The 23,450-nt window shown below is 49.5% G+C and carries 23 protein-coding genes; 14 read left to right on the top strand and 9 right to left on the bottom strand.

The genetic code is table 11. The features are described 5' to 3' along the window. Positions 1-77 precede the first annotated feature (77 nt). The 4 genes from BUA14_RS19625 to tatA all read left to right on the top strand — a co-directional run bounded on the left by BUA14_RS19625 (position 78) and on the right by tatA (position 3,480). Positions 78-857 carry an ABC transporter ATP-binding protein gene (locus BUA14_RS19625; RefSeq protein ID WP_072774142.1) on the top strand — a complete coding sequence of 260 codons (780 nt, stop codon included), beginning with the start codon at positions 78-80 and terminating at the stop codon, positions 855-857. After that, a complete protein-coding gene (locus BUA14_RS19620; protein ID WP_072774141.1) occupies positions 854-2,776 on the top strand; it encodes a putative ABC transporter permease subunit in 1,923 nt (640 codons plus the stop codon). Before BUA14_RS19625 ends, BUA14_RS19620 begins: the two co-directional genes overlap by 4 nt. Before the next feature lie 24 nt (positions 2,777-2,800). Beyond that, entirely contained in the window at positions 2,801-3,133 is a 333-nt protein-coding gene (locus BUA14_RS19615; protein WP_072774140.1) for a thioredoxin family protein, read from the top strand. Positions 3,134-3,273: 140 nt separating this feature from the next. Next, positions 3,274-3,480, top strand: a complete 207-nt coding sequence (gene tatA / locus BUA14_RS19610) for a twin-arginine translocase TatA/TatE family subunit (RefSeq protein ID WP_072774139.1) — start codon at positions 3,274-3,276, stop codon at positions 3,478-3,480. Between the two features lie 146 nt (positions 3,481-3,626). Here the strand turns inward: tatA and BUA14_RS27585 are convergent, their stop codons facing one another. From BUA14_RS27585 to BUA14_RS19575, 8 genes are all read right to left on the bottom strand, one after another. After that, positions 3,627-3,902, bottom strand: a complete 276-nt coding sequence (locus tag BUA14_RS27585; RefSeq protein WP_143153483.1) for a hypothetical protein — start codon at positions 3,900-3,902, stop codon at positions 3,627-3,629. A 113-nt stretch (positions 3,903-4,015) separates the two neighbouring features. Then, entirely contained in the window at positions 4,016-4,696 is a 681-nt protein-coding gene (locus BUA14_RS19605; RefSeq protein WP_072774138.1) for a TorD/DmsD family molecular chaperone, read from the bottom strand. Next, positions 4,693-5,976 (bottom strand): NrfD/PsrC family molybdoenzyme membrane anchor subunit, encoded by a 1,284-nt coding sequence (gene nrfD, locus BUA14_RS19600; protein ID WP_072774137.1) that lies wholly within the window; start codon positions 5,974-5,976, stop codon positions 4,693-4,695. The genes BUA14_RS19605 and nrfD overlap by 4 nt, the downstream gene beginning before the upstream one ends. Continuing rightward, positions 5,966-6,655 (bottom strand): 4Fe-4S dicluster domain-containing protein, encoded by a 690-nt coding sequence (locus BUA14_RS19595; RefSeq protein WP_072774136.1) that lies wholly within the window; start codon positions 6,653-6,655, stop codon positions 5,966-5,968. Before BUA14_RS19595 ends, nrfD begins: the two co-directional genes overlap by 11 nt. Positions 6,656-6,658: 3 nt before the next feature. Next, positions 6,659-9,016, bottom strand: a complete 2,358-nt coding sequence (locus tag BUA14_RS19590; protein WP_072774135.1) for a molybdopterin-containing oxidoreductase family protein — start codon at positions 9,014-9,016, stop codon at positions 6,659-6,661. A gap of 252 nt (positions 9,017-9,268) precedes the next feature. Beyond that, on the bottom strand, positions 9,269-10,498 hold the full coding sequence (locus BUA14_RS19585; RefSeq protein ID WP_072774134.1) for a PucR family transcriptional regulator: 1,230 nt from the start codon (positions 10,496-10,498) through the stop codon (positions 9,269-9,271). After that, entirely contained in the window at positions 10,488-11,087 is a 600-nt protein-coding gene (locus tag BUA14_RS19580; RefSeq protein WP_072774133.1) for a 4Fe-4S dicluster domain-containing protein, read from the bottom strand. The genes BUA14_RS19585 and BUA14_RS19580 overlap by 11 nt, the downstream gene beginning before the upstream one ends. 4 nt (positions 11,088-11,091) lie before the next feature. Beyond that, positions 11,092-13,155, bottom strand: coding sequence for a molybdopterin-dependent oxidoreductase (locus tag BUA14_RS19575; RefSeq protein WP_072774132.1), 2,064 nt, complete (start codon positions 13,153-13,155; stop codon positions 11,092-11,094). A gap of 237 nt (positions 13,156-13,392) precedes the next feature. On the opposite strand from BUA14_RS19575, the gene BUA14_RS19570 reads away from it, so the two are divergent. The 4 genes from BUA14_RS19570 to BUA14_RS19555 all read left to right on the top strand — a co-directional run bounded on the left by BUA14_RS19570 (position 13,393) and on the right by BUA14_RS19555 (position 18,169). Then, positions 13,393-13,998, top strand: a complete 606-nt coding sequence (locus tag BUA14_RS19570; RefSeq protein ID WP_072774131.1) for a DUF3786 domain-containing protein — start codon at positions 13,393-13,395, stop codon at positions 13,996-13,998. Between the two features lie 359 nt (positions 13,999-14,357). Next, a complete protein-coding gene (locus BUA14_RS19565) occupies positions 14,358-16,742 on the top strand; it encodes a DMSO/selenate family reductase complex A subunit (protein ID WP_072774130.1) in 2,385 nt (794 codons plus the stop codon). A 12-nt stretch (positions 16,743-16,754) separates the two neighbouring features. Continuing rightward, on the top strand, positions 16,755-17,327 hold the full coding sequence (locus BUA14_RS19560; protein WP_072774129.1) for a DMSO/selenate family reductase complex B subunit: 573 nt from the start codon (positions 16,755-16,757) through the stop codon (positions 17,325-17,327). A gap of 14 nt (positions 17,328-17,341) precedes the next feature. Then, complete coding sequence (locus BUA14_RS19555; RefSeq protein WP_072774128.1) at positions 17,342-18,169, top strand: dimethyl sulfoxide reductase anchor subunit family protein; 828 nt, start codon at positions 17,342-17,344, stop codon at positions 18,167-18,169. A gap of 72 nt (positions 18,170-18,241) precedes the next feature. On the opposite strand, the gene BUA14_RS19550 is transcribed toward BUA14_RS19555, so the two are convergent. After that, positions 18,242-18,427 (bottom strand): ferredoxin, encoded by a 186-nt coding sequence (locus BUA14_RS19550; RefSeq protein ID WP_011459700.1) that lies wholly within the window; start codon positions 18,425-18,427, stop codon positions 18,242-18,244. 192 nt (positions 18,428-18,619) lie between these two features. Here BUA14_RS19550 and BUA14_RS19545 point away from each other — a divergent pair, with 192 nt between their 5' ends. The 6 genes from BUA14_RS19545 (at position 18,620) to BUA14_RS19520 (ending at position 23,444) form a co-directional block, all read left to right on the top strand. Continuing rightward, on the top strand, positions 18,620-19,240 hold the full coding sequence (locus BUA14_RS19545) for a cobalamin B12-binding domain-containing protein (protein ID WP_072774127.1): 621 nt from the start codon (positions 18,620-18,622) through the stop codon (positions 19,238-19,240). 58 nt (positions 19,241-19,298) lie between these two features. Next, positions 19,299-20,102: a methyltetrahydrofolate cobalamin methyltransferase gene (locus BUA14_RS19540; RefSeq protein ID WP_072774126.1), complete on the top strand. Its 804-nt coding sequence runs from the start codon at positions 19,299-19,301 to the stop codon at positions 20,100-20,102. A gap of 38 nt (positions 20,103-20,140) precedes the next feature. Next, positions 20,141-21,256 (top strand): uroporphyrinogen decarboxylase family protein, encoded by a 1,116-nt coding sequence (locus tag BUA14_RS19535; protein WP_072774125.1) that lies wholly within the window; start codon positions 20,141-20,143, stop codon positions 21,254-21,256. 68 nt (positions 21,257-21,324) lie between these two features. Next, the gene (locus BUA14_RS19530; RefSeq protein ID WP_072774124.1) at positions 21,325-22,050 is read left to right on the top strand and encodes a GntR family transcriptional regulator; all 726 of its coding nucleotides are present in this window, start codon (positions 21,325-21,327) and stop codon (positions 22,048-22,050) included. A gap of 33 nt (positions 22,051-22,083) precedes the next feature. Then, positions 22,084-22,734, top strand: a complete 651-nt coding sequence (locus BUA14_RS19525; RefSeq protein ID WP_072774278.1) for a cobalamin B12-binding domain-containing protein — start codon at positions 22,084-22,086, stop codon at positions 22,732-22,734. An 11-nt stretch (positions 22,735-22,745) separates the two neighbouring features. Then, positions 22,746-23,444 carry a DUF1638 domain-containing protein gene (locus BUA14_RS19520; RefSeq protein WP_072774123.1) on the top strand — a complete coding sequence of 233 codons (699 nt, stop codon included), beginning with the start codon at positions 22,746-22,748 and terminating at the stop codon, positions 23,442-23,444. Positions 23,445-23,450 lie beyond the last annotated feature (6 nt).

Genomic DNA, 23,450 nt, shown 5'->3' with positions numbered 1-23,450 from the left:
TAGTTAGACTAAGCTGTAGAAAGCTCTGAAAGATGAGTGTAAAAACAACGCCAGGATTCTTAAGAAGGGAGCAGCTTATGAATCAAGTTTTGATAAAAACCCACCAACTCACCAAACGCTATGGCGATGTCCCAGTGGTGAATCAGTTGAATCTCGAGGTAAGGGCAGGGGAGATTTTTGGCTTTCTTGGCCCCAATGGGGCGGGGAAAACCACCACCATCAAAATCCTGACCGGACTTATGGAACCCAGTGAAGGGGAAGCCTTAATCTGCGGTTATGATATTCGCAAGCAGCCTACCCAAGCCAAAGCCCTGATGGCCTATGTCCCCGATCAACCCAAATTATACGGCAAGCTCTCGGCCTGGGAATTTCTGAAGCTCATCGGCGATCTTTATCAGATACCTAAAGATGTGGCCGGAAAAAGAGCCGAGATGCTGATGGAGATGTTTGGACTGCTGGACAGAGCCGATGAACTTTTGGAGGGATATTCCCACGGGATGCGCCAGAAGGTGGTGCTGGCTTCCGCCCTGATCCACCAACCGAAAGTCATCCTCCTGGACGAACCCACCGTAGGCCTGGATCCGGCCAGCGCCCGTCTCCTCAAGGACGTATTGCAGGAATTGGCACACCAGGGAGCGGCGGTTTTTGTCTCCACCCATATCCTGGAGATTGCCGAAAGAATGTGCCACAGGGTGGGCATTCTGCAAAAAGGAAAACTGATCGCTCAAGGCAGCCCGGAGGAATTGCGCCAAAACGTCGGCCATGGGGGAGAAAGCTTAGAAGATATTTTCCTGGAGCTGACCGGAGGTCATGAAAATGAGGAATTGATCAAAAGCCTGGAGGAGGGACGAGCGTGAAAATCCTTTTACCGCCTCCTATGGAAACACCGCCGCCGCCCCAATCCTTCTTTCAGGACTTCATCCTCCTCCTCAAAAATCAATTTCGGGTGTCCTGGAACAAATTTCGCCATCGCCCCAAAAGCGCCCTGCTGCTTTATGCCCTGCTGCTCTTTTTCCTAGTAGCGTTCATCTCCTCCATGGGTTACCTGGCTTATGGAGCTTTGGGCTCGATTTCCTATGAAGTGGTGGAGGGATTTCTTTCCCTGCTCTTTTTAGGCGGATTGGTCGGTCAGATATTCTTCGGCATTACCGCCGCTTTTGCCGCCCTGTATATGTCGGAGGATTTGGAGCTGCTCTTCATCGCTCCCGTATCCTTGAAAGCCGTCTTTGCGGTCAAATCCCTCAGCGTTATCGCCAGCAACTTTTTAACAGCACTTCTTTTCGTGTTTTTGCCGGGGATGTTTTATGGATTGTTCTTCCAGGCCGGTCCTGCCTTTTACATCCTTGTCCTCCTGGTGGGGCTAGGTCTCATGATCATCGGCACAGCGATTGCCGAGCTGCTGAATTTAATCGTCATGCGCATCGTTCCTCCCCACCGCAGCAAAGAAGCCGTAGGCTTCATCGGAGCCTTGGCGGGTATTATGATCGCCTTGCTTTTCCAGATTCCCAATCTGCTCCTGGGCAGGGGAGAGCAATTTGACATGACCTCCTGGCTGGCTGGCAATGAGCAGGTCCTCGGCCTGATGCATCTCTTTCCCTGGGGATGGGGCTCCCAGGCCCTAGTAGCCGGTATGTCGGGAGACTTCTTAGTGGGGCTGAGCTGGAGCCTGCTCCTGCTCGCCGTGGGGATCGGACTCTTTCTCCTGGCCTTTAATCTCCTGGAACAGGGGTTCCGCCGGGGCTTTATCTCCCTGAGTCAGGGTGAAGGGGGCCGCCGGCGCACCAAAAACCGGAAAAGAGCCTTGCCTGACCAAAGTGCACCCGGTCGGACCTCAGCAAAAACTTCCCAGGCAGCTCTTCAAGGAAGGGCGGATACCACTCTGCAGGGGATATTTTCGCTGCTCCATGCAGAACCTGTCGCCAAAACCTCTCCCTTGGCAGGGATGTGGGCTGTGGCCAAAAAGGATCTGCTTTACCTGAAGAGAGATACCCGGGAGTGGTTTGGCTATCTGACTCCTTTGATCATCATGGCTTTTTTTATCGCCCAATACCTCTTTGTTCGCACACCAGGCTCCGAATCCTCCTTGGTCACGGTTTTTATCATGTACACGATCATGTTCAGCGGCAACATGGCTCTGCTCTCCTTTGGCCGGGAAGGAGAATCCGATTGGCTTTTGAACAGCGTTCCCCTGGGAGGCTGGCCGGTGGTATTAGGAAAACTGCTGGCGGCAGTCTTGCCCACCTTGGTCCTCATGGAGGCTCTCCTGGTGGGAACCGCCCTGGCCATCGGCTTAAGCACCACGATGATCCTGGCTCTAGCCTTCGGCGCCATCTTTCTATCGCTGGGCTCCAGTGCCATTGGTCTCTTTTATTCCATTAACTATTCCCGGTTTAACCCGGAAAACCCTCAGCAGCGGATTTCCCCGGGAGCATCCATGTTCATGTATCTGGTCAATATGATCTTCGTCCTCTTGCTGGCTTTGGGCATCCTCTACGTGTTCCGTCCGGTGGAATTAGTGACCTTCCTGCAGGCGCTTCCTCCCGTAACCTACGAAGGCGGCTTTTGGTCAGGTGTTCTCTATGTCCTGTATCTTCTGAGCCGGCCGATTCTCTGGCCAACCTGGGCGCGGCTGGTTATCGGCATCCCCGTTACCGCCGCTATCTGGGCGGTGATGTTCTTTGGCTTTATGGCCGCTACCGTGAGACAAAGCCGCAAAGGCTTCCGGGTGGAGATCGTTACCACGAAAAAGAAGCAAAAAACACGGAAGAAAAAATAGAGGTAAAGCAGAGGTGTTGAGCCCATGCCCATAGAGCCGTTGCTGACCATTCAAGACTATGAACAGCTGAACCAACTTCTCCAGGAACAAAAAACCGCAATTCTCTACTTCAGCAGCCCCAACTGCAATGTCTGCCACGCCCTTTTGCCCAAAGTGTTGAAGGTGGCACAGGCTTACAAGATTCCCGTAGGGCAAATCAACACTCAGGAATTTAAGGAAGGAGCGGGGCAGCTCCTGGTCTTTACCGTACCGACGCTGCTGATTATGTGCGAGGGAAGAGAGGTGCTCAGAGAGAGTCGCTTCATAGACCTGCAAAACACAGCCCGGATTCTGGAATCCCTCACCGAAGAGATCTAGATACCTAGCATTATAAGCTTATCTAATATATAATGAGGTGTAATACTTTAAATCCCGTATGATTCCGGGTGTCTAAAGATGCCTGTAGCATGAAAAAATAGTAGAGTAGCCCTGATAACTAAAGAAATTGAGGTGAAGCCATGATTACTTTCGGAATGATTACACCGACCGTAGCCATTATCGTCTTGGTGATTGCGCTGCTTATTTTTGGTCCCGGCAAGCTTCCCGAAATTGGGAAGGCCATGAATAAGGGATTAAAGAATTTTAAACGTGAAATCAACACCGTCGATGCGGAAATTGTCAGCGAAGAAAAGAACGCCGATCCCAAGGAAAAGACAGAAGAGTAAAAGACAGAAGATAAGAGAGACGTTTTGGCTCCTCCAGGGGACAGCCAAAACGTCTCTCTTTAAACCAGAGCAAGTATAAATTATTTTGTCAGTACAGTTGCCTAGCTCACCCGGAGCTATTTCCTTAATAGGAAGGTTTAGTTGAGTCAGACCGGCTCATACTTTCTTGTCGTCTGGTCGGGCAGGGTAGTTTCTGCAGTGGCCGGCACGGAAGAGGGCGGAGGAGGCACCGTCTCCAAGGAGGAGGAAGGTGTCTGCTCCGGAGAGGAAGCAGAGGCGGGCCTTGAGGTTAGGAGCTGAGATTGTGGTTGGTCGGCCGGAGCCGTTCCGGCAGTGCCACACCCAGTAAGACCAAAGGAAAAACCGATCAGGAAAAGGGATAGGGTAAATAGGGTGATACCTTGAGGATTACTTTTTTTCAACTCCTGTCACTCCTTTCGTGCTCACGTAGCGCGCTTCATCTAAACAGTGAAAAGCTTAAGCCGGTAAATTCCAATAAACCCGCGACATGAGCGCCGCGGGTTTATTGAGGTGTTTAGTGTGCTTCCCGCTTGGCTGATTCCAGATCCGCTCTGGTCAGAGCCGCCAGCAGCAGTCCGATGCCCCGATAAAAAGGCTGGTGCGACTCGCCGGCTAATTTGGTCCCGAACTCAGGCAGCCAGACAGAGAGGTGTTCAATCAAGAAGGCCTTGGCTTTTTGCAAGTAAACTTCCGCATCTTCCCCGCCGGCACCGGCCCGGGACAGCAGGTAATACATAAACTCCAGCTCAATGGCGGCATGGTCGGGAAGTTCGGCGTAATCAAGCGTCATCTCTAGACCCTCGGAACCCAGAGCAGCCTCCATAGCTGCGGACGTTGGTCCCATCAGGTTTTTTTGTCCTTCCAGGGGTCGTTGTTTGTCAAAAAACGATTCATAAGGCGGGCAAACAGGAGGTGTCGGTCCAACAAATAAGCGATTATATTCCACCCTAAGGTCCAAAAGAACTTCTTCCCGATTATCGCCGCTGCCGAGCACAGCATTGAGGATATCTTTAGTCAATTCCTCACCCTCGGCACCGAGGAACTGACGGCTGGCCGCTAATAATTGTTGGGAGCTATCGTGCTGTGCCAAGGCCGTAAAAAGGTTTGCCGTCGGCTCATAGAGAGTCAAGGCTAAAAATTGATACATGATCGTCCGGGCAATTCCCGGGGCGGCATAGGTTTGGCCGTTGATCATTCCGCTGCACCGCTTGTCAGGTTTTTGCCGCCTAATGCTCGCTGCTTCCCGGCCACAGCAGCTTTACTGCTGTGAGGGTCAATGTTCATCACTAAACCTACACCATAGGTAATGATCAAGGCCACCAGGGAAAGAACACCTACGGTAATGGCGATTTCATTTAGCGTGGGGGCGTAAGCCGTCATGGCGGTAAAGGATGACTTGCCGGCTTCGAAGAATTGACCTGAGCTTTGCACAAAGCGTCCTGTAGAGACTCCCGGTTGGTCGGCAATATTCAGCACCATAAAACCGGGGAGAATAATGTTGATTCGTTTCAGGAAGACCGCGGCCATGACCAGGAATCCGGCAACAGCAAGCCAGCCGGGGGAACGGTTAGTGGCTTTGTTGCTGAGAATGAATAAAGGAACAGCCATACCGACAATCAATTCAATCCATAACAGGGGAGCGAACTTGCCGGTCAGGATCATTAACGCAGCCTCTGCCTGGACTGTTCCACCTGAATAAACAAGGGTGAACAAATCGCAGAAGAGCAGGAAAAGGTCAAGGATAACAAAGCCGATGAGGATTTTGGCCAGGGTACCCACATTCTCTTGATCCAAACCGGGTATACCGGCTTTTCTGCCCAAGTAGGCGATAATCAGAAGAACGCCGATTCCGGATACAACGGCGGAAGAGATGAAGATAGGCGCCATCAGGGCAGTATCCCAATAAGGTTTACCAACCTGCAGACCAAAGATCCAGGCGGTGATAGAGTGAACCAGTAAAGCAATCGGCAAAGAGAAGATAGCCGCTCTGGCTAAAACACGCTCCCGCTTTTCCTCGGTTTCGCCCCGCCACTTCTTGCTGAAGAAAATCCAGCATTCATAAAGGCCGATACATAAATAGATGCTGATAACCAGGAAATCCCAAGCGATCGGGGAAGTGTAGCGTCCGCCGAAGACAATATTTAAAACACGTTCAGGATGTCCGACATCGGCCATAATCATTGCGGCGGCGCCGATGATACAGGCCACGGCGACGACGATACCGACAGGGGCCACACTTTTTAGCTTCTCAATTTTCAGGACATAGGCCGAGGAAGAGACGATAAGTCCTCCGGCGCTTAAACCCACCAGGAAAGCAAAGGTTATGATATAGAGTCCCCAGGAGACGGAGTTATACATTCCGGTAACGACAAGACCGTTCATGAGCTGGTTAATATAGAAACCAAAACCGAGCAGCCCGACGGCCAGGAAGATGAACATCCAAGTGCGGCGAGTTTTTGCAGCATTATTCACCATAGTAGCCACTCCTTTCCAGAGTAGTGGGTTTCAGCTTGCGGCGCGGCGGCACATAGAAAACCTGAGGGTGAGTGCCGATATCTTCCAACAAAGGCTTGGCCCCACGCTCTCTCATCAATCTGCTCATCTCACTGGCGGGATCATTCAAGTCCCCAAACACCCGGGCTTTGGCAGGACAGCCGGCAACACAGGCGGGTTCCTCTCCCAGTGTCGTTTTCTCTTGACAGAAGGTGCATTTTTCCACCACACCTTTGGGACGGTCGGGCACCCGTGCATCACCAATATGGTCATCCTCAAAGGCAGGTACGTGTTGAGGCGTTCCCCAGTTAAACACCCGGGCGTTATAGGGGCAGGCAGCCATACAAGTCCGGCAGCCGATACATTTCTTGTAATCCTGACGGGTGATACCGTTGTCATCTTTATAAGTGGCCCCAGTAGGGCAGGCCCGGACACAAGGCGCGTTTCCGCAATGCATGCACGCCGTGGGCTGATAGGTTAATTCCGGCTGCCCGTCCAGGCCCATAGCCGGAGAATCTCCGTATTCGCTGTGGCCATTGCTGAGAATGCGGTTCCACCAGTTTCCCAATCCCACATTATTCTCCATTTTGCAGATAACCGCACAGGTCCAACAGCCAATGCAGCGTTCCTGATCGATCAACAGACCCAATCGTTTGCTCATCTTCTATACCCCCTTAACCTGAACTAAAGTTGAATTAAGAGAGTGTCCGTAGGCCAGGGGATGGGTATAGTCATTGCTAAGGACGCTGGAGCTGTATCCTTGCTGCAACCACCAGCCGTTAGGCATGGATACAACGCCTGGAAGAATCCCCGAGCTTACATGGGCAGCTGCCTTAACTGAACCCCGATCATTAAATATTTCCACCAGATCGCCGTCTTTAATGCCCCGTGCTGCGGCATCCTCAGTGCTGATGGTCACCCAGCCTTTAGGATAAATTTCGGAAAGCCAGGGCATCAGAGCATAGGTGCTGTGGACCTTGGTCCGAATCTTATTGGCGACAAGGCTTAGCGGGTATTTTTTAAATAAATCCGGAGCTGTAACCGCGGATTCTTCCGGTGGGTAATACTCAACCATCGGTTCAAACCCCATGTCTTCCCAGCGGGAAGCATAAAACTCAAAGCGTCCGGAAGCAGTTTTAAAGGGAGTATCCTTAAAGAAAGTGAAGGGTGGCTTCTCCCATTTAACTTTGTACTTGTTCAGTTTGGGATCGCTCCAAATCCAAACCGGTCCGCTCTTGCGCAAGCTTTCAACGGTCAATCCGGTGGGTTCCATAATCATATCAATAAACTCTTCTTCGGTCTTATCGAAAACTTCCCCGAAGCCCAAACGTTTGGCAAGCTCAGTGTAAATCCAGGTATCGGATTTAGCTTCCATAAAGGGTTCGATGGCTTTGTCCATTAAGTGATAGTAGTAAGAGCGGGAAGCACACATGATGTCATAGCGTTCAAACAAGGTTGCGACAGGCAGCACGATGTCGGCCAGAGCAGCGGCATCACCGAAGAAATGCTCCTGAACCACTAGGAATTCCATCTTTTTGAGAGCTTCTACCGCTTTGTTGGCGTTGGGAAGCTGTCCTAACCCTTTGCCTTGCCAGTAGACGGCTCTGATGGGGTAGGGCTTGCCTTCCAGCAAATACTCCCCAACTTTTGATGCCGGAATTTTTCCTTTGTAGTTGGCCTTATAGGGAGCATTGATGGCCGCATTGGTGCCGTGGGCAAAACCGCCGGTATCGTTAACTCCACCGCCCAGAAGGCCGATATTTCCGGTTAAAGCCGCCAGATATAAAAGGGACTGTACAAAGTAGGCACCGCTGCTGGTGCGCTGGGCACCGGACATGCCGCTGTCGATCATGGCAGGCTTAACGGTGGCGTAGGTGCGGGCAAGCTCGCTGATGACCTGAGCCGGAACTCCGGTAATCTCACTGGCATATTCAGGTGTATATTTGTCCACTCTTTCCTTTAAACGGCTGAATACCGTGCTGACCGGGACTTCACCGATTTTAAAGCTGCCGGCTAAGGCCGGGGCAGCCGCTTCCTTAGGAAGAGCCGGGCCATTGGTGGCCTGATCCCAAACCACAAAAGCTTCATGATCACCGCCGGTCACCACTTCATCCTGACGCAATAATTTGCCGGTGGCTTGGTTGACAAGAAAGGGGAGATTACTTTTTGCCAGGGCGAATTTTTCATCGTATAAATTTTCAGCCAGAATGATCTTGATCATGGCCATCGCCATGGCTGTATCGGTGCCTGGTTTAATGGCAATCCACTGATCGGATTTGCCGGCGGTTTCGCTGAAACGCGGGTCAATCGTGATTAGTCTTGCCCCCTTGTCCCTGGCGTCCCCGATCAGGCGCGAATGGGGGATATAGGTAACTTCCGGGTTATGGCCCCAGGCGATAATGAGTTTACTGTAGGCCTTTTCCTCGATTCCGGCAGTACGATAACCCTGGGTAGCTGTCGAAGCTTCTCCTTGGGCGGCACAGCACAAGGAGCCTACGCCGCCTGTCATGACACCTTTGCCGAAAGCATTGGCAAATCTGCCTTGCATGCCATTGGGTAAAACCGACATGACGGCTCCGGCCATAAACCAAATCGATTCGGGACCGGACTCCTCGCGGATTTTGCCCAGCTTGGCGGCTATGGTGTCCAGGGCTTCCTCCCAGGATATACGCTCCCATTTTCCTTCTCCGCGCTCGCCGACCCGTTTAAAGGGATATTTGAGACGATCCGGATGATAGTTCCACTGCAAACGGGAACGGCCGCGTAAACAAGGCCTTGTGTAGTAATTGGGGTTGGGGGAAATCCGTACAAGCTTACCGTTGCGAACATGAACTTGTAAGGAACAGTTGTTACATTCCGGATTACAGCAGCTGTACGTGATTTTTTCCTGATCTTCTGCCGGGGCGGCCTTAACTTCCTTGGCTAAGCCTAAACCCCGGAGGATGGATGCCGGTGCCCCTGCTGCCAGTGTGCCGCCAAGAGCCAGACCTCCTCCTAAAAATTGTCTGCGTGAAAAGCTCATGAGTTCACCTCCATAATTGTTGAAGAGAGTTGTGAATAAAGGTTCTTTGGGGGGACAGCTTTGTCCGCATTTTCCGAATCTCCTGGTATCACCCGCTTTCAATTGTTTATCAGGCGCAATAAGTGAAAATAATACATATTTCGACTATATACTTCGTTAAAAATGGGGCTATGCCTGTGTAATATTCCACAAGAAAAAGGAGCCTTCATTGTAGAAAACTCCTTTTGAAAAATATCTCCATTGTGAGAAGGGCTAAATATCGTCGAAATGATCCATATTGTGAATTTGCAGGGCGATATAAATGTTGACAAGATGGTCTACGCGGTTAAGGTCAAGCTCCAAGAGCTGTTCGATTTTTTTGAGCCGGTTGCGCAGGGTATTCTCGTGAATGTAGAGGGCTTTGGCGCAGGGGGTGATTTGGCATTGTTGGTTGATAAAAGTCCGCAAAGTGTTCAGCAGGTCGGTTTCAGCCTCTAAATCGTAAGCTGTAATATGGCTCAGAATACGTTGGGCGAATTCCTGCAGCTCTTGCGCCGGTGCTGTAAAAATGAATTTCAGGAAACCCATTTCATTAAAATAGCTTGGATTACCCGTGCCAAACACCTTGCCTAATTCCAGGGCAATCTTTGCTTCCTGGAAACGCTGATTCAAATCAGTTAAGGCTGTAGCAGTGGAACCAACACCGATATGCACATCCTTAATATAATTAAACGTCAGGTTAGCCAGAAGTTTGGCAATAAACTCAGTTAAGGCTCCTTTAACCTGATGGCTGGTCAGGTTTGTCAGTGAGAGAATGACGACCGTATTTTCGTTAATAACGGTATAAACCGGAGGGGAGGAATTGAACCGGGCCGGCCCTAACCTTCTCACGGTAGGAAGTCTATCCCCAGGGGATTCAATGACAATGATGGCATAAGGGCCTTCCAAATTCCAATGCAAATGGCGGGCCTTTTCGTAAAGGGCAAGTTTGGAATCATAATTATTATAGAGAACATCGTACACAAACTCATCCAGGACCCATTCCCGGTTAAGCTCTTTATGCAAAACCTCCCGCAGCGCCAGCAGTAAGGTTAAGGACACTTGCTGAATAATCATCCTCTGCTCGGCCGTCAACTCCTGATTAGTGCACAGAACGATACAATGGCCATAATGCTTGCCGGGGACTTTTAGGGCAAAATAGATATAGCTGAGCACTCCTTGCGCCGTTTCCCATTGACCTTCGTTAAACCGGTCGACTTCAGTAAAGAAATCAGCTTTTTGATCGCCGGTCTTTCTAAGATCAAGCGGGAAAAACTCGCCCACATTCACCCCGGTTCCCAGTGGGTCATGAAAGCCCAGAACGCGATTCACAGCGTCGGTAAGAATGACCGTTCTGCCAAGCTCTTCAGCCAGCATCATCGCAAGATGAGGGATATCCCGGCCCTGAGCCAGACCCTCCATTGTGCGGATAAAGAGTTCACTGCAATTCAGATTAGTTCTCATGAATATCCCCCTTTCTTTTAGACTGACGCAGGATCTGCCTTCCGATCTTCAGCGTAAGATAACGAATCGAGGGCCGGGTTATTTGAATCTTGATAACCCCTGGCAGCCTGCGCACGAGATCGGGAGTTCGGGAACCGGCACCGCTTATATCGATCAGGCATAAAGCCTGTACCGGGCAGGCAGCTACGCAAAAGGGCATTTCTCCTTCATCCAGCTTTTCCTGGCATAAATCGCATTTGATTACTTTCCCGGTGGCTGGATTGACGACCGGCGCCGCAAAGGGACAGCTCCGCGTACAGGTTCCGCAACCGGTACATTTCGACAGTTCATTCAAGACAATGCCGTCATGACGTTTTCGATAAGCCTGCTCAGGACAAAGGCGGAAACACTCAGGATTGGCGCAATGATTGCATGAAGTGGAAAGATAATATTTTATAATTTGAGCACCTTTCCGAAACTCCTGCATTTCAACGCTGCGCAAGTAGATGCCAGGCGGCAGATTGTTTCCCGTAGCGCAGGCCATGATACATGTGCGGCAGCCCAGACAGCGATTGGGATCAAAGAGGAACCCTCTTTGTGTTCGAGCCATGTTCTCACACCCTCACTAAATTTACATAAGTATTGTTAAAGGCCAGCCCTTTGGCATCGGAACAGGCCTCTCCCAAATCAGTATCGATTAGGGCAATAATACTGTTTAATTCGATATCATGTTTGGAATCACATCCGATATATACAGAGAGAACATCGGGGGGAATACTATCGGACAGGCTTGCCGGCAACACGATTTGACCCAGTTGGTTATACACTTTGACATTTATGCCCTCCTCAATACCCTTCGAATAAGCAGTTTCCGGATTAAGCAAGACCCTTGTTTTTTCGGAGATTACCTCCATACTGGCTAAATTCCTGTACTGAGAATTAAGGGTAGCGAAACTGCGAATGCGCAATAATCGGAAAGGATAGTCATGCTCTTCAGACCCTTGCCGGAGCTGAGGAGGGGAGGAGGGATCCTCTGTCAAGGCAGGTACGGAAAGGAATTCATATTTCCGGGAGGCCGTAGTAAATGTTCTGTCCTGCCAGGGAACCGGGGGTAAATCAATCCGCCGGTAATGTTCGATCAAATCCTGATAATGAGCAATTCCCAACCGGGGGTATTGGGGCTTCATCTCCAGGTCAAGCCATTCTGCCGCCGGGCGTTCGCTGGGAAAAGTGCTGAATCCCGGTGCCAGCTTGTTGAGGGTAATGGCTAACTCGCGCATAATTGCAAAGTCGGATTTGCTCTCACCCAAGGGGTCAATCGCTTTTTGATTAATAGCAGCACCATAATGCCAGTAGGAAATAACAATGTCTTCGTATTCATAGTGGGAAGCTACCGGCAAGAAGTAATCGGCATAGTGGGAGGTTGGGGTAAGAAATTGGTCTGCTACCACCACAGTCCCGATGGATTGAAGCGCCTCTTTGACGGCCCCGGAGTTGGGGGCCTGGGCAACCGGGTTGTGAGAAGCCACCCAAAGCAGCTCAATCGGAGGCTCCATTGCGGAAAGCTCGCCAAACCGCCCTGTTCCCACATAGCGGTGTTGAAACTGTCCGTTTCCGTCCGGGCTACCCCGCAGATCCTGGGGGGGCTTCAGGGAGATAAATTCTCCGGCGAACTCCCAGGGTTCAAAAGTCGCATAATGGATATTGCCGCCGGGTATGCCGATATTTCCGGTCATAGCCGCTAAAGCGGAGATAGCGCGGAAACCCTGTCCGCCCACGGCGGTATGCTGTACCCCGGCACCTAAGGAAATGGTCATAGGTTTCGTTCTGCCAATCAAGCGGGCCAGATTGACAATCTCGGCAACAGGAATGTCGGTTGCGGCAGCGATATTTTCCAGATTCAGTTTTTCTAATGAGGCCCGGAAAGACGGCCAGTCACTGGCATAATTCGTGAGAAAATCCTTATCCACCAAATTTTCCGCCCATAAAACTTTGGCGATACCTAAAGCTAGCTCCAAATCTGCACCCGGTTTTATTTGCACATAGAGATCACTCCTGGCCGCAGTCGCCGACAAAACAGGATCAATGACCACGAGGACAGCCCCTTTTTCTCTGGCCTCAAAAATCAGGCGCATTTGGTGAAGAGTTGTCCAGGCGGGATTGCCTCCCCAGATCAGAATCAGGCGGGCATTAAGCATATCCTCGGGAACGGGCTTCTTACATGTACCGAAGCTCAGGCTCAGGGCATCCACTCCGGTAGCGACACAGGGAGAACCGGTCATTAAAGTAATATAGCCAATACTGTTAAAAAAGCCGTCGATGCTTCTGGAGAGCAGCCCCACAGTCCCCAGATACTTATTGAGGCAAACGGGCAGCAGGGTATTATGTTTGATCCGGATGTCGATAAGTTTCTGAGCTATTTCATGCAAAGCCTGATCCCAGGAAATTCTGACCCACTTGCCGGTGCCTTTGCCTAATTGCTTCATTGGATAAGTAATGCGGTCAGCAGCATAGATGCGCTGTAAATGAGCATATCCTTTGGCACATAAAGAGCCAAAGGTATATTCATCAATAGGATCGCCTTGAATGCCGACAATCCGGCCATTTTGGACTTTGGTCCTGATCCGGCATGAAGCCCGGCAATCCGATGAACAGACATTACTGTATATAGATTCCATACCTACCTCCTGCAGAAGTATCAATGGGTTGCCCATCTCTACCGAACGACTTTTATCATAAAGATAATACCTGAATCCTCAGAAATCAATCCCCGGCTTAAATCTCCTGATCAGCTTCTTCCTTCAGCCATGACAAACTCAGGCGGGGAAAAGACCCGAGCTCAGCAGGAAATCCACCTTTAGAATAGAATAGTTAGACAAATCAGTTAATTGGGGAGAGGTAAAGGTGGGGTAATCATGAAAGAAAGTCAGAAGAAATACCGGGATGCCCTGGAGCATGCCAAACAAGAATTTGCCAAGCGCAGTTTCACCAAGATTCTGGAGCTGTCCGGAGCTGCTCCTTATGATGAATCCAGTCTGGTTCTTCCCTATGGAGGTGAACATTACCGGGTCTGGTACCCCGAAGGAGAAATCAGCCCCTGTGAGGACATCACCGATCAGATTCTGATCCTTCAATATCTGACAGAAGTATGCGGAGTCCAGCCTACCGGACGTTGGATATCCTTCAGAGAGCTGCCGGGAGGCAACAACCACTATGGAGCATTTAAGCTGGAAGCTATGGACCCGCTAGCTGAGCACTTCGGCAACTCACCGGAGAAGTTCGAATCCATATGCCGGATGCTCAAGGGCAAAAAATTGGCGATGGGAGACCTGGCTTATGCCATAGAGGTTCTGCCCAAACTTGAGCTGGCTTTGATCCTGTGGCTGGCCGATGACGAATGGCCGGCCCAGGCCAATCTGCTTTATGACACCACGGCCAGCATACATCTGAATACGGAAGGGCTGGAAGTTATGGCTATCAATCTGGTGGAGAAGATGATTGCCAAGGCTGCCAGCCTCTAAGACAAAAAACCTGAAGGGTGCCGCGGTCTGCTGCTGAGCAGCCTGGGGCGCCCTTTATGCTTGGGCGGAGATATCAGAAAAAATAATATTTTATTAATATTTGGCAATAAACTGTTAATATCTATGTGATAATATACACAATATACCGATAAATAGTCTGACTATTAGGCCTGAAAGGCGGAAAGGAGGTTAAAGACAGGCACAAGTGGAGGTAGTAAAGCAAAAGAGTTCACAAGTACAAGTGAGGCGGAAGATGCAGGCGGAAATCTTCCCCAGCGGAAGGGGGGCTCAGGGAAGCGCGGATGTATAACATCAGGTTCCGGAACCAGAAAATTTAAGGGTGAAGCGGAGGTAGGAAAATGGTAAATAAAGATTTTAAAGTCAGTCGCCGCTCCTTTTTGAAATGGACCGCAGCTGTTGCCGGTTCTTCGGCACTGGTAGGATGCATGCCCATGACTTCAGGAGCAGGGGCGGAACCGGCAATTGCTCAAGCCGGAAACCGTCATCTCGATGCGGAAATAAAACCTTCGATATGTTGGCATAATTGCGGCGGCCGCTGTCAGATTAAAGCCCAGGTGAAGGACGGTGTTGTCCTGAGTTTTGTGACGGACAATGAAGGGCCGGATACTCCGGATAATCTTCAGGCCAGGGCTTGTTTGAAAGGGAGATCCCAGCGTCAACGCCTCTATCATCCGGATCGGCTGAAATACCCCATGAAACGAGTCGGGGAGCGGGGAGCCGGACAATGGGAGAAGATCTCCTGGGAAGAGGCGTTGGATACTACCGCTTCAGAACTGAAACGCATTATCACACAATATGGCAATGAATCCCTCTATTTCATTTATGCTTCAGGCGTTGGGGGAGCATTTAACCAAAGTTATATGGGAGGAGCATCGGGCAGACTCCTCAATGCCTTAGGCGGATATCTGAGCTTTTATGGCAACTACAGCCAGGCCAATTATATGTATGCCATTCCTTATATGTTTGGAGCCGGTTATGGAGGAAGCTCTCCCACCAGTTTTTCAGATGCCCAGCTGATCGTGATGTTCGGCGATAATCCTGCCAGCACCAGGGTGGGCGGTCTTAATTCAACCTACTATCTCAAATTAGCGAAAGAAAACGGGACCAAAGTTATTGTCATCGATCCCCGACACAGTGATACGGTAGGCACCTTTGCCGATCAGTGGATTCCTATTCGCCCGACCACTGATGCGGCACTTGTGGCAGGCCTTGCTTATGTCATACTGACAGAGGAGCTTCATGATCAAGCCTTCCTGGACAAGTATTGTATAGGTTTTGATGAAGAGCACATGCCTGAGGGAATTCCGGCAGGAAACTCCTATAAGAGCTACTTGCTGGGAGTCAGCGATGGACAGCCGAAAACTCCGCAATGGGCATCGGGAATCACAGGTGTTCCTGTCGAAACGATTATACAATTGGCCAGGGAGATTGCCGGCGCCAAGCCCTGCTTTATTCTGCAGGGACGGGGCATGCAGCGCCATGCCAACGGAGAATTCCAGGCCCTTTCCGTTCCTCTTTTAGCCCTGATGACAGGAAATATGGGCAAACTCGGCGCTAATCCCGGTATGTATGAAGGCTTTACTTCGGTAAAAATGGGCGCATACCCTGCAGGAACAAATCCAATACAAGCCAAAGTATCCTTCTTTATGTTTACCGATGCCATTGAAAAAGGCGGCAGCCACAGCAAAGAAAACGGTGGTTTGCAAGGTGCGGACCGGTTGCAGCATGGCATCAAGTTTATCTGGAATTATGGCGGCAATGCCTTGATCAATCAGCATTCCGATACCGGGCGGACCACCGGGTTATTGAAAGATACTTCGAAATGCGAATTTATCCTGGGCATTGAGAATTTTATGACCCCCAGTATGGAGTATGCCGATATCATTCTCCCCGATATCACTCAATTTGAGCAGGAGGATATCGTCACCCGGGCCTTGGGACAAGGGCTTGCTCTCTATGGGCAAAAATTGGTGGATCCTTTATATGAGTGCAAGGGTGTTTACGAAATCTGCACAGAGCTGGCCAAACGCCTGGGTGTCCTTGATAAGTTTGATGAAGGAAAAAGCCAGGAGCAATATTTGCGCGAATGTGTAGAAGTAGCCCAGGCGGCTCATCCCGACTTCCCGTCTTTCGAAGCATTCCGGGAAAAGGGCATTTATAAGACGAAACCTAAGAAGGTCATTGCTTATCAGGCCTTTGTGGAGGATCCGGAAAAGAACCCGCTGCAAACTCCCTCCGGAAAGGTGGAGATTTTCTCCAAAACCCTCTACGATATGAATAATCCGGAGAGAATACCGGCTGTTCCTAAATATGTAGCTGTTGCAGAAGGTCCGAAAGGCGCTCTGAAAGAGAAATACCCTCTGCAATGCATCGGCCATCACAGCAAACGCCGTGTTCATTCCACCTTCGATAATCTGCCCTGGCTGGAAGAAGCGGAGCCCCAGAAGCTGTGGCTCAACCCTCAGGATGCGGCTGAGCGGGGAATTGAAGATGAGGATACGGTTAAGATCTTTAACGATCGGGGAACGGTAAAAGTCAAAGTGAAGGTTACTCCCCGTCTCATCCCAGGGGTATGTTCCCTTCCTCAAGGAGCCTGGTATACCCCTGATGCTCAGGGCGTGGATACCAGAGGATGTATCAACACCTTAACCACTTGGGAGCCCACCGCTCTGGCCTGGGGTAATCCTCAGCATACCAATTTAGTCCAAGTAGAGAAAGCGTAGGAGGTGATGGGGATGGCAAAACAATACGGTTTTTATGTGGATCAGCACCACTGCATTGGCTGTTTTACCTGTCAGATTGCCTGTAAGGATAAAAATGATTTGGCAGACGGCTTGCGCTGGCGAAAGGTTCATGAATTCACCGGCGGCTCCTGCATCGAGGAAAACGGCGTATTCAAAAGCAATGTCTTTGCTTACTGGCTCTCCCTGGGCTGCAATCATTGTGAACATCCTAAATGTGCGGAAAATTGTCCCACCGGCGCCATGTACAAACGAGAGGAAGACGGTATCGTCTTAGTAGATCAGGATAAATGCATCGGCTGCGGTTACTGCACCTGGTCCTGCCCTTATGAAGTGCCCCAGGTTGCCGGAAAAACAGCATCCAAATGCAATTTCTGCATTGATCTGCAAAAGGAAGGAAAAAATCCGGCCTGTGTCGATGCTTGCATTATGCGGGTATTGAAGTTCGGCCCCCTTGATGAACTGCGGGCCCAATATGGAGAAATCGCTCAAGTCAAAGGGCTGCCCAGTGCCGATATCACCAAACCTTCCCTGGTTATTACGCCCCATAAGGCTGCAATAAAGTAGAAGGGAGCTTGACCATGAAAGAAATGCCATTGATCATCTTTACCCTGAGTATGCAGGCGGCTGTGGGAGCAGTCCTGTGGGCAACGGTTCTCCGGCTTCGGGACAAAGAAGCTCCCGCTTATCAAACCAATACCTTATGTGCATTAATCCTGAGTGCAGTGGGCATCATCGCTTCCCTGCTTCACTTAGGGAAACCTTTCTTAGCACTTACCAGTATGTCCAATTTCATGGGCTCCTGGCTGAGCAGGGAGATTTTCTTCAGCGGCGGCTTCTTTGTACTGCTGGCGGTCTTTTGGTGGCTGGAACGGTCCCATAAAGCCCATTCCCTTAAAGAAACAGCCGGGTATTTAGCCTGCTTATCAGGTTTGGCCGCCGTATTCGCCATGGCTAAACTTTATATGGAGACGATCATCCCGGCCTGGCAAAGTGCCAACACCTTGATTGATTTTTATGCTACTACCCTGGTTCTGGGGGCCATCGTCTTCTATGTGTCCAGCGGACAAAAAGGCAGGGAGAAGCTCCCCAGGCTTGAGCTTTTCGTTCTCGGCATCGTCCTGGTGCAAATCGCTTTTCTTCCCAACTATGTTGCCGGCTTAGGGGCAATGGCAGGGGCCGGCCAGGAAAGTGCCGCCTTGCTGGCCGGCGGCTACAGCGCTGCCGTTTTCTTGCGTTGGTTGCTAATGCTGGGCGGAGTCTTCCTTTTCCTTATCTCCCGCACAGGAAAATTTGCCGGCCAAAAAAGCTTTTTATATACAGCAGTAGGGATCTTGATCGTCGGAGAAATCATGGGGAGATACCTTTTTTATACCTCCGGCATTCCCATTGGCTTAGGCATCCTTTAAACATCCGGATTGATTAAAATACAAAGGCTTAGAAATGATTGTTCATTTCTAAGCCTTTGTTATGCCGTATCCTTATTCCAAAATGATTACATTAACAGGGCACATATCGGCGGCTTCTTTGGCGCTCTCTTCCAGTTCCGCCGGAACAGGGTTAACATAAGCTTCAGCCAGTCCGGAATCATTCATTCTAAAGATTTCCGGGCATACGGCTTCGCAGGAGCCGCAACCAATGCAGTCGGATTCTACAGTTGCATACATGATAATTCCCCTCCCTTTCTATGTACTTGCCTACATTGTAACAGAATAGTGCAGAATTTGGCAGTATTTTTTTCTTGAAGAATTTTGTCGTTTCGAGGGATATTAATTGTCTTTACAATTGCGAAGATTTGGTTTACTCTTGGGATAGAAGTATACTAGTATATACAACTATACTAAAAGGAGGTCTTTGTTTTGAGCGGTGAATTAGCGAAAAAACTGGGCGCACTGGATGAGGACGCAGTCTTGGCGGGAGTACAGGCTTTAAAGGAACAAGGTGTTCCTGGACTGGATATCATTCAGGAGCTGCAGGAAGGCATGCAGGCGGTTGGTCAAAAGTATGAAGCTAAGGAGTATTTTCTCTCTGAATTGATTATGTCCGCTGAAATTTTCAATGAAGCGATCAGTGCACTGGGCGATTTATCAGGAACTGAGCAATCTCATTTAGGAAACTTTGTCTTGGGCACAATCTATGGCGATATCCACGACATCGGGAAAAACATTGTCAGCACGGTTTTAAAATGCAATGGCTTTAATGTGATTGATCTTGGCGTTGATGTACCTGCTGAAAAATTTATCGAAGGGATCAAAGAATATAAGCCAAAGGTCATCGGGTTCTCCTGTTTGCTTACGACCGCTTTTGATAATATAAAGTCTGCCATCGAAGCGATTGAAAAAGCCGGCCTCAGGAACGAGCTGAGAATTCTTATCGGCGGCGGTCCTGTTGACCAATCGGTATGCGATTATGTAAAGGCGGATGCGGTCTGCAGGAGTGCCCAGGAAGCAGTGGAGGTCGCTCAAAAATTCTCAGCTTAAAATCAGCCTGGAATCAGCCATTCTATAGTGCATGGTGATCAGAAGAGGAGGCACTGGGATGCTCATTGTCGGAGAATTGATCAATACCAGTCGTACAGAAATCAAAACTGCTGTCTTAAACAGGGATGCTGAAACCATTCAGCAGGTGGCTAAAGCCCAAGAGGCAGCCGGAGCAACCTACCTTGATGTGAATTGCGGCAATTTAGTGGAACAGGAAATTGCCGCCATGGGCTGGCTTGTGGATACTATTCAGGAGGTATCGGCTTTACCCCTAAGCATCGACAGCCCCAATCCCGCAGCTTTAACTGAAGGTCTGCAAAGAGCCCGGCATGGACAGCCCATGATCAACTCAATTTCCAATGAAACTGCCCGCTGGCAGGCTGTATTGCCCCTGGTTTTGGAATACAGAACCAAAATCATTGCCCTCTGCATTGAAGATTCAGGAATGCCAAAGGGACTGGAAGATAGGTTGAGAATTGCCGATAGTGTTATTAATCGGCTTGTTCAGGCTGGAGTACCCTTGGAAGCTATTTATATAGATCCCTTGGTGACTCCTATAAGCACGGATCAAAAAACCGGCAAAATACTTTTAAAGGTTATCCGAACCATTATGGAGGGTTATCCAGGCGTTCACACCATCTGCGGATTAAGCAATATCTCTTATGGGTTACCTGCCCGCAAAGTTCTCAATCGTCTCTTCATGGTCCAAACCATGAGTGCGGGTATGGATAGTTATATTCTTAATCCTACGGACAAAGGAATGTTAGGCTCACTGAAAGGCTCAATGGCCTTGCTTGGACTGGATAGGCATTGCCGGGCCTACAATAACGCCTATCGGGAAGGGTTATATGATCACGCCTAGGTTACTCAGAAAAGAAGTAAAAGTTAGGAGTGAAACTCATGTCAAACAGTCAATTATATGCAGAACGGAAAGAAAGAATAGCGAAGGCCGTGGCCCTCGATAAAACGGACCGGACTCCTGTGGTGCTGGAATTTGCGGCCTTTGCGGCCCGGGCTCAGAATATGTCAGTGGCTGAATTTATAAGCAGCAGCTTAGTTTCGGCAGAAGCCATGATTAAAACTGTGGAAAAAGTCGGCGGGGCGGACGGTGTCGATTATGGCAGCTACTTTAAATATGGGCTGGAAATGGCCTGGCTCAGTAAGATCAAACGGCCGGGAGAGGAGCTCCCGGAAAATGAGTTGTGGCAGGTCGTTGAGGCCGAATTGATGAAACAGAGTGACTATGATCGGATTGTTGAAGAAGGCTGGCCCAACTGGCTGATGTCCTATGCAACAGAACACTTTGGTCCCGAATTGCTCCCGCAAATTATGGCTGACGGACAAAATGCCCCCAAGGTTGCCGAGATGTGGAAAGAAGCCGGTATCCCTACCTTGACAGGTGGCGGGGGTGTAACAACAATTCCCTATGAGATGTTCTGTGGCGGCCGTTCATTTTCTAAATTTGTGCGGGATATGTTTAAGATACCGGACAAGGTGCAGGCTGCCATGGATGCCGCCTTGCCTTTCATGGCACCGCAAAGTATAGCTGGATCTAAACAACTGGGTTCAGAATATCTCTGGCTGGGGGGCTGGCGGGCAGCCAGTGAAATGCTGTCTCAGGCCCAATGGGATCGCTTTGTTTTCCCGTATTATGAGAAACTGATTTATGAAATCCTCGATGCCGGAATTACCCCTATTCTTCACTTTGATTCTGATTGGACCCGGGATTTGGCGCGCTTCAAAGATTTCCCGAAGGGAAAAATCATTCTGGAGCTTGATGGCATGACCGATATCTATAAGTCCAAAGAAATATTGGGAGATATCATGTGTATTATGGGTGATGTACCCGCGGCCCTGCTTACCCTGGGAACGCCGGATGCTGTTCATAACTACTGCCGGAAATTGATCGAAGAAATAGGTCCCACAGGGTTTATCCTCCACCCGGGCTGTGATATTCCTATTGATGCCAAAATAGAAAATGTTCAAGCCATGGTGGCATCTGTAACCTCTAAATAATTGATGATACAATAGACAAAGGCAGACTGCTGCCTTTGTCTATCATTACCTAAAGGGAGAAGGCTGTTATGAAGACTCGAGAATCCTTTGTACCGGTTTATTTTCAACTTGCTGAAGACTTAAAAGAAAAGATCCTAGCCGGCGAACTTAAGCCGGGTGATGCTTTGCCTTCAGAGACTCAACTGGGTGAGCAATACGGAATCAGTAAAATGACCGTGCGCAATGGCCTGAGACTCTTAGCTCAGGAAGGGCTGATTGAATCCTTCCGCGGTAAGGGGAGCTTTGTTGCTCACCCGAATCTCAGCGAGCTCATTCTTAATCTTGCCGGACACGGATCGGAAAACCCGCAAGACTATGATTCTAAATTGCTCGCTATCAATGTTATAGCAGCGGAGGATGGGGTCGCGTTACGTCTTCAGATTAAACCCGGAACCAAACTTATTCAATTTCGCAGGCTGCTCCTTATTGACGGGGAACCAGTGGCAGTGGAGAACCGTTATCTGACTTATCAACGGGGAAAACCCCTTGTGGAACAGGAAATTAAGTATGCTGATTTTCCTGAAGCTGTTGCCAGGCATACAGGAATCATCACCGAAGGCAATCAGGTCACCATTTCCGCCGTATCTTTGCACCAGCCTGAGGCCGAGCTGTTAGAAACATCTTCCGGAATTCCCGCCTTGAAAGTTGAACAATTGGTTTATGGAAGACAAAATACACCCTTAGGATTATCCATTATGATCTGTCATGGCGAAAAATATCATCTAATCGCTTCCACACGGAGTTTTTTTGGCTAAGAAGGACTTCATGTTAGAGGGGAAGGAATGCGTATGGTTGAAAGCATGCTGGTGGCCGCAGTAACCCGTCTCGATGTGGATAAAGTGTTAGCTCTGGCGGTGTCGGAAATACAAAGTGGCAAAGACTCCATAGAAATTATTGAAGAGACGCGCCAGGGAATGACCCAAGTCGGTCATTTATACGACCAGGGTAAGTACTTTCTGGCAGATCTTATGATGTCTGCAGAGATTTTTAAGGATGTCATCAGCCTGGTATCAGACCAGGCTAATGCCATCGCTGTAATGGAACCCTCGGCGACGATTTTGTTTGGAACCGTCAAAAAAGATATCCATGATATAGGCAAGAATTTAATGATTAGCTTGCTTCGCTTTAATGGGTACAAGGTCATTGACCTGGGCGTGGATGTGGCTCCGGAAAGATTTGCCGAAGGATGTATTGAACACAGAGCCTCAATCGTCTGTTTATCGGGACTGATCACCCAATCCTATGATTCCATGCGCCTGACCGTCCAGGCACTTGAGAAAATGGGACTAAGACCGGGGGTAAAGGTTGTCATTGGCGGTTTAGTTAATGAACAAGTCAGACAGTATACCAAGGCAGATTATTGGGTTAAAGATTGCTCAGAAGGAGTAAAGCTCTGTTCCTCTCTCTTCAATCTGAAAACACATCAAGAAATATCCTGAAGGTGAATTGTATGAAGACTGTAATCATAGCTTGCCATACCCTTAAGGATGAACTTAACAGCGCGATTCAAGAGGCTGACTGCCCATTCCCCGTGCTATGGATAGAATCGGGGCTGCATCTTTACACAGATACCTTAAATAAGCGCCTCCAGCAGGAGTTGGCCAGAATCACCAATGTGGAGCGTATCCTCCTGGCCTTTGGGTATTGCGGCAACTCTTTACTGGGGCTGACCTCCCCTCATGCTCAATTGGTCTTTCCCTGTGTTGATGATTGCATCAGTCTTCTCCTGGGCTCTCAGCACGCCAGGAAGAAAATATCGGAAGAAATGGGCACCTATTATCTCACCAAAGGGTGGCTGGAATTCGAAAGCAACATCTGGCAGGAATACCAGTATGCTGTGAAACGCTATGGCGAGGAAAAGGCGGAACGCCTGTTCAGACAAATCCTTAATCATTATCACCGGTTGGCCGTTATTGATACGGGAGCCTATGAGGTAGCCGACTTCCTCGAACTTACGGAAAAGATTGCCACTACCTTGAAACTAAGCCATCAGATCATACCAGGCTCCACAAGCTACCTCAAGAAATTGCTCACAGGTCCTTGGGATGATGAGTTTGTGATTGTTCCTCCCGGGGAAATCGTTACTTTAACCCATTTATGCCATGACACTAATGAACCGCTTTGGCAAATTATCGGTATGTCCCAGTAGAGGATA

The sequence above is a fragment of the Desulfitobacterium chlororespirans DSM 11544 genome (genome assembly GCF_900143285.1).
Taxonomy (GTDB): Bacteria; Bacillota; Desulfitobacteriia; order Desulfitobacteriales; family Desulfitobacteriaceae; genus Desulfitobacterium; species Desulfitobacterium chlororespirans.
The sequence above is the reverse complement of the archived record's forward strand: the minus strand, read 5'-3'. Positions and strand labels throughout refer to the sequence as shown.